This window comes from Lysobacter sp. Root690 (assembly GCF_001427785.1).
Classification (GTDB): domain Bacteria; phylum Pseudomonadota; class Gammaproteobacteria; order Xanthomonadales; family Xanthomonadaceae; genus Lysobacter.
The window spans coordinates 299,310-303,850 of the sequence record NZ_LMHM01000011.1 but is presented as its reverse complement, the minus strand read 5'-3'; the positions used below and the strand labels follow the sequence as shown (position 1 = coordinate 303,850).

The window sequence follows — 4,541 nt, the reverse complement described above, 5'->3', positions numbered from 1 at the left end:
CTTTTGTCGCTTTAGACAAAAGAAAGTAACTCGGCCGCTTGCGGACGAAAGCTGTTGATCTTGGCTTTGCCTCAAAGGCTTCAAAGCTTCAGAAGCTGCAAGCAGGATCAAAATCCGCCACTGAATCGGCGGGTAACTTTTCACCTCATGCCGCGCAGGCGCCTCAACGCCCCTGCGGCTTCTGATACGTAACAAAAAACCCCTGCAAATCCCCGTTCTCGATGTACGGCGCCACGCTAAGCACGTCATAACCTCGCGTGGTGAAGGCCTGATGCGCGCGGCTGAGCGCATTGGCCGCGCCCTGGTTGCGGAAACCCCAACTGGCGTCGACCCACACGGTGACCGCGCGCAGGCGCTGGGTCACGGCTTCGTCGGCGACTTTGTCGGGGTTCTTGTCGAACAGGCCGGCGTGAGCAGGTGCGGCGATGGCGGCGGCGGTGAGCAGGGCGGCGAGCAGCAAGCGGTGCATGGGGGAGGCTCCGTGATCAGGCGAAAGGCGGGTGTCAGTGTTCGGCGCCGGCGGCGATGCGGCGGTCGGTGTGGGTGGTCAGCGCGGCCTCGAGCGCCACGCGCAGGCCTTGCGCGACCGTTTCGATCGCCAGGCTCGCCACGCCGGGATGGCGCGCGGCCTGCGCCGGCGAATACGGGATATGCACGAAGCCGCCGCGAACGCCGACGGTGTCGTTGCGTTCGCGCAGCCGATGCATCAGCCCGTAGAAAACGTGGTTGCACACATAGGTGCCGGCGGTCTGCGAAATCTCCGCGGGGATGCCGGTCGCGCGTACCGCGGCGAGCATGGCCTTGATCGGCAGGTCGCTGAAATAGGCGGCGGGGCCGTCGGCGGCGATCGCGCGGTCGATCGGCTGCGCGCCGAGGTTGTCGGGAATGCGCGCGTCGTCGACATTGATCGCGATGCGCTCGATCGACAACTGGGCGCGGCCGCCGGCCTGGCCGACGCACAGCACCAGCTTGGGGCGCAGCGCGCTGATAGCGTCGTCGAGTTCGCGCAGGGATTGATCGAAAGTAACCGACAGACAGCGCGTGGCGATGCGATGGTCGGCGACGACTTCGCCGTCGAGCATGCGCACCGCTTCCCAACTGGGGTTGTCCGACTCGCCGCCGAACGGCGCGAAACCGGTCAGCAACACCGTGCGCGGCGCGGCGTGGCGATGCATCGAGTCGATCGCGCTCGACTTCGGTTTCGCGGCGGGTTTCGCCGCGCTCTTGGTCGCTGCGCGCTTACGCGCAGCGACGGTTCCGGCAGCCGTCGGTTTTTTCATCGCAGTGCGATCCAGTACATCAGCAGGACATTGCACACCAGCAGCACCAGCCCGGTCGGCCATTGCGCGCGGATCACGCCGTACGGATCCTTCAGCTCCAGCAACGCCGCCGGCACCAGGTTGAAATTCGCCGCCATCGGCGTCATCAGCGAGCCGCAGTAGCCCGAGAGCATGCCGATCGCGGCCAGCGGCGCGGCGTCGGCGCCGTGATGCTGGACCAGCAACGGCAGGGCGATGCCGCCGGTCATCACCGGGAACGCGGCGAAGGCGTTGCCCATGATCGCCGCGAACAAGGCCATGCCGAGCGCGTAGGCCATGACCACGACGAAGGCGTTGTCGACCGGGATCACTGCGCGCACCACGCCGGCCACGGCCTGGCCGACGCCGCCGGCTTCGAACACGCTGCCGAGCGCGGCGAGCAACAGCGGCAGCAACGCGGCCCAGCCGATCGAGTCGACCAGCCGGCGCGATTGCTCGACCCCGCTCCACGGCGTCTGCCGGGTCAGCCGGCACGCGGCGATCAAGGCGACGATGCAGGCCAGAGTCAGCGCGATCAGGGTGACGTTCTTGGTTTCCAGCAACGGCTGATCGCCGATCGACACGTATTTCAAACCGAGCGCGCCGGCCAGGGTCACCACCGGGATCAGCAGCGCGGGCCAGAACAAGCGATTGCCGAGCCGCAGCGATTCGGCCTGTTTCTCCTCGCCCGTGGTTTCGGCGTAGCGGCCCTTGCCGAGCCCGCCGAACCCGGCGAGCACCGCAAGCACCACCACGCAGCCGCCGACGACTTTGTTCGGCAGGTGTTCGGCGGCGAACATCAAAAACGCGATCAAGCCCCAGAACAGCGCGGTGGTACCGCGGCGCGGGTTGGCGGCATCGCGCAGGCCGCGCCAGGCGAGCGCGGCGAAGTACGCGCCCATCAACCAATAGACGAAGGTCAGGGTGATCATGGCGACGGCGTTTCCGCGTTCGCGTCGGCGGGTTCGGTTTGCGCGTGTCCGGCGGCCTGGCGATCGCGCGCCAGTTTTCGTTCGAAACGCAGAATGCGCACGGCGTGGATCACGAACGCGCAGATCGCGGTCGGAATGCCCCACAAGGCGATATGCCATGGATCCAGCGCGATCCCGTGTTCGGTGAAGAAACTCTGGATCAGCAGCACCGCGCCGAAGGCGATGAAGATGTCCTCGCCGAAGAACAGGCCGACATTGTCGGTACCGGCGGCCATCGCGCGGATGCGCTGGCGTTCGTCGTCGTCGAGTTCGCCATGGGTGGTCTGCGCCGCGCCCTCGGCCATCGGCGCGAGCAGCGGACGCACGGTCTGCGGATGACCGCCGAGGCTGGTCAGGCCGACCGCCGAGGCGAGCTGGCGCATCAGCAGATAGGCGATCAGCAGCCGGCCCATGGTCGCGCCGCGCAATCGCGCGATCCAATGCTGCGCGTGCTCCTTCAGGCCGTGGCGTTCGAGCAGGCCGATCACCGGCAGGGTCAGCAGGAACAGCAGCAGAAAACGTTTCTCGGTGTAGGCCTTGCCGAGCACTTCAAGCACGTCCAGCGGCGACAGTTGCGCCGCCAGTCCGGTGATGAACCCGGCCACGACCACCACCAGCGCCGGATTGAGCCGCAGCGCGAAACCGAGCACGACCGCCGCGACGCCGATCAAGGGCCAATAGTTCATCTCGCGTCCTCGAAGAAAAGTGGCGGGGCCGTGGGTGTCATGCGCTGGGATTCATGCCGTTCGCGTCCTGCCGCGTGTCGCGCAGGCGGACAGCGAAAGGATCGTGTCGAAGATATTGCGAGGTGGCGCAGCGAAAGAGTCGATGCGATGCGTCCTCACAACGCCGCGACCCGGATCCCGTCGGCTTGCAGCGCCTCATGCACCGCGCGCGCGAACGCCGGCGCATCGCTGCGGTCGCCGTGCAGGCACAAGGTGTCAGCGCGCAGCGCGATCCGGGCGCCGCCGGCGACGGCGACTTCGCCATGCAGCACCAGATCGCGCACTTGCTGGATCGATTGCGCCAGCGATTCGATCACCGCGCCGGCTTGCCCGCGCGGCAACAAGCGGCCGTTAGCGGCGTAACCGCGCTCGGCGAAGACTTCGTGGGCGACGCGCAGCCCGGCGGCTTCGGCCGCGTCGGCGAGTTGCGACTGGGCCAGGCCGTATACGATCAAATTTGGATCGAACGCCGCCACCGCGGCGACGATGGCCTCGGCGACGATGCGGTCGTCGGCGGCCAGGTTGTACAGCGCGCCGTGCGGCTTGACGTGGGTGAGCGCCACGCCTTCGTCGGCGGCGATCGAGGCCAGCCGCGCCATCTGGCCGAGCATCAACATGCCGATTTCGTCGCGGCTCAGCGGCAGGGTGCGGCGGCCGAAGTGTTCGGGATCGTCATACCCGGGATGGGCGCCAGCGGCGACGCCGTGCTCGCGGCACAGGCGCAAGGTTGCGCGCATGCTCGCATCGTCGCCGGCGTGGCCGCCGCAGGCGATGTTGGCCGAACTGACGTAGGGCAGGATCGCCGCGTCGTCGCCGCAGCCTTCGCCCAGATCGCAGTTGAAGTCGATGCGGTCGCGCATGGGCCGGTGCGGGCTAGTTGCGCTTGAACAGCAGGCCCAGGCCGACCACGACCAGCGCCGCCGGCCACCAGGTCACCAGGACCTTGGTCAGGCTGAGGTTGGTGTAGCCCAGGTTGTTGAGCAGGAACAAGGTGCCGATGACGATCAGGATCAGGGCGCCGACAACATGGGATTTCATCTGGGACGGGTCTCGGTTCGAAGCGGTGGGCGACGCGGGTGGGCGTCGTCGGGACAGGGGATGAGTCTAGTCGGGTTGGGTGGGTTTGCCCAAGGGGATGGGGGTGTCCGAGGTGGGCGATCGTGGATGGGATGTTGCGCTGCCCGGTTGTGGTGGGGTCGGTTGTTCGCCTATTCAGGCAAGCTTTTCGGGGCATTTGATTTTTGCGGGTATGAGAGGCGGCGATACGCTGGATATGCATCGCACGCGTTGTTGACGCCGGGAACGATGTAGCGACATCGCGGCTCCTGTAGGAGCGACGCGAGTCGCGACCGCGGCATATCGATAACGTCGAAACCTTCGCCGCAGTCGAAAGTTCGTGGTCGCGGCTTGCGCCGCTCCTACAGGTAGGCCATGCACCTTCGGCTTGAGCTTGAAGTCGCGCAGTTCATCCAGCGCCGCGAGGTCACTGACTCGCGTTAGAAAAAGGACACCCGTAGGGCGGCGCACATGGATGTGCGCCGTGCGCA

The 4,541-nt window shown here is 66.7% G+C and carries 6 protein-coding genes; all 6 read right to left on the bottom strand.

Features of this window, described 5'->3' with window-relative positions:
* Positions 1 to 163 precede the first annotated feature (163 nt).
* Positions 164 to 469 carry a hypothetical protein gene (locus ASD86_RS06535; protein ID WP_056108452.1) on the bottom strand — a complete coding sequence of 102 codons (306 nt, stop codon included), beginning with the start codon at positions 467 to 469 and terminating at the stop codon, positions 164 to 166.
* Positions 470 to 503: 34 nt separating this feature from the next.
* Positions 504 to 1,175, bottom strand: coding sequence for a pyroglutamyl-peptidase I (pcp, locus tag ASD86_RS06530; RefSeq protein WP_056109146.1), 672 nt, complete (start codon positions 1,173 to 1,175; stop codon positions 504 to 506).
* A 101-nt stretch (positions 1,176 to 1,276) separates the two neighbouring features.
* Positions 1,277 to 2,230, bottom strand: a complete 954-nt coding sequence (locus ASD86_RS06525; RefSeq protein WP_056108447.1) for a DUF979 domain-containing protein — start codon at positions 2,228 to 2,230, stop codon at positions 1,277 to 1,279.
* A complete protein-coding gene (locus tag ASD86_RS06520; protein WP_056108445.1) occupies positions 2,227 to 2,955 on the bottom strand; it encodes a DUF969 domain-containing protein in 729 nt (242 codons plus the stop codon). Before ASD86_RS06520 ends, ASD86_RS06525 begins: the two co-directional genes overlap by 4 nt.
* Before the next feature lie 155 nt (positions 2,956 to 3,110).
* The gene (locus ASD86_RS06515; protein ID WP_056108442.1) at positions 3,111 to 3,854 is read right to left on the bottom strand and encodes a 5-oxoprolinase subunit PxpA; all 744 of its coding nucleotides are present in this window, start codon (positions 3,852 to 3,854) and stop codon (positions 3,111 to 3,113) included.
* Positions 3,855 to 3,867: 13 nt separating this feature from the next.
* The gene (locus tag ASD86_RS27380; protein ID WP_036115697.1) at positions 3,868 to 4,032 is read right to left on the bottom strand and encodes a DUF5668 domain-containing protein; all 165 of its coding nucleotides are present in this window, start codon (positions 4,030 to 4,032) and stop codon (positions 3,868 to 3,870) included.
* Positions 4,033 to 4,541: the final 509 nt, after the last annotated feature.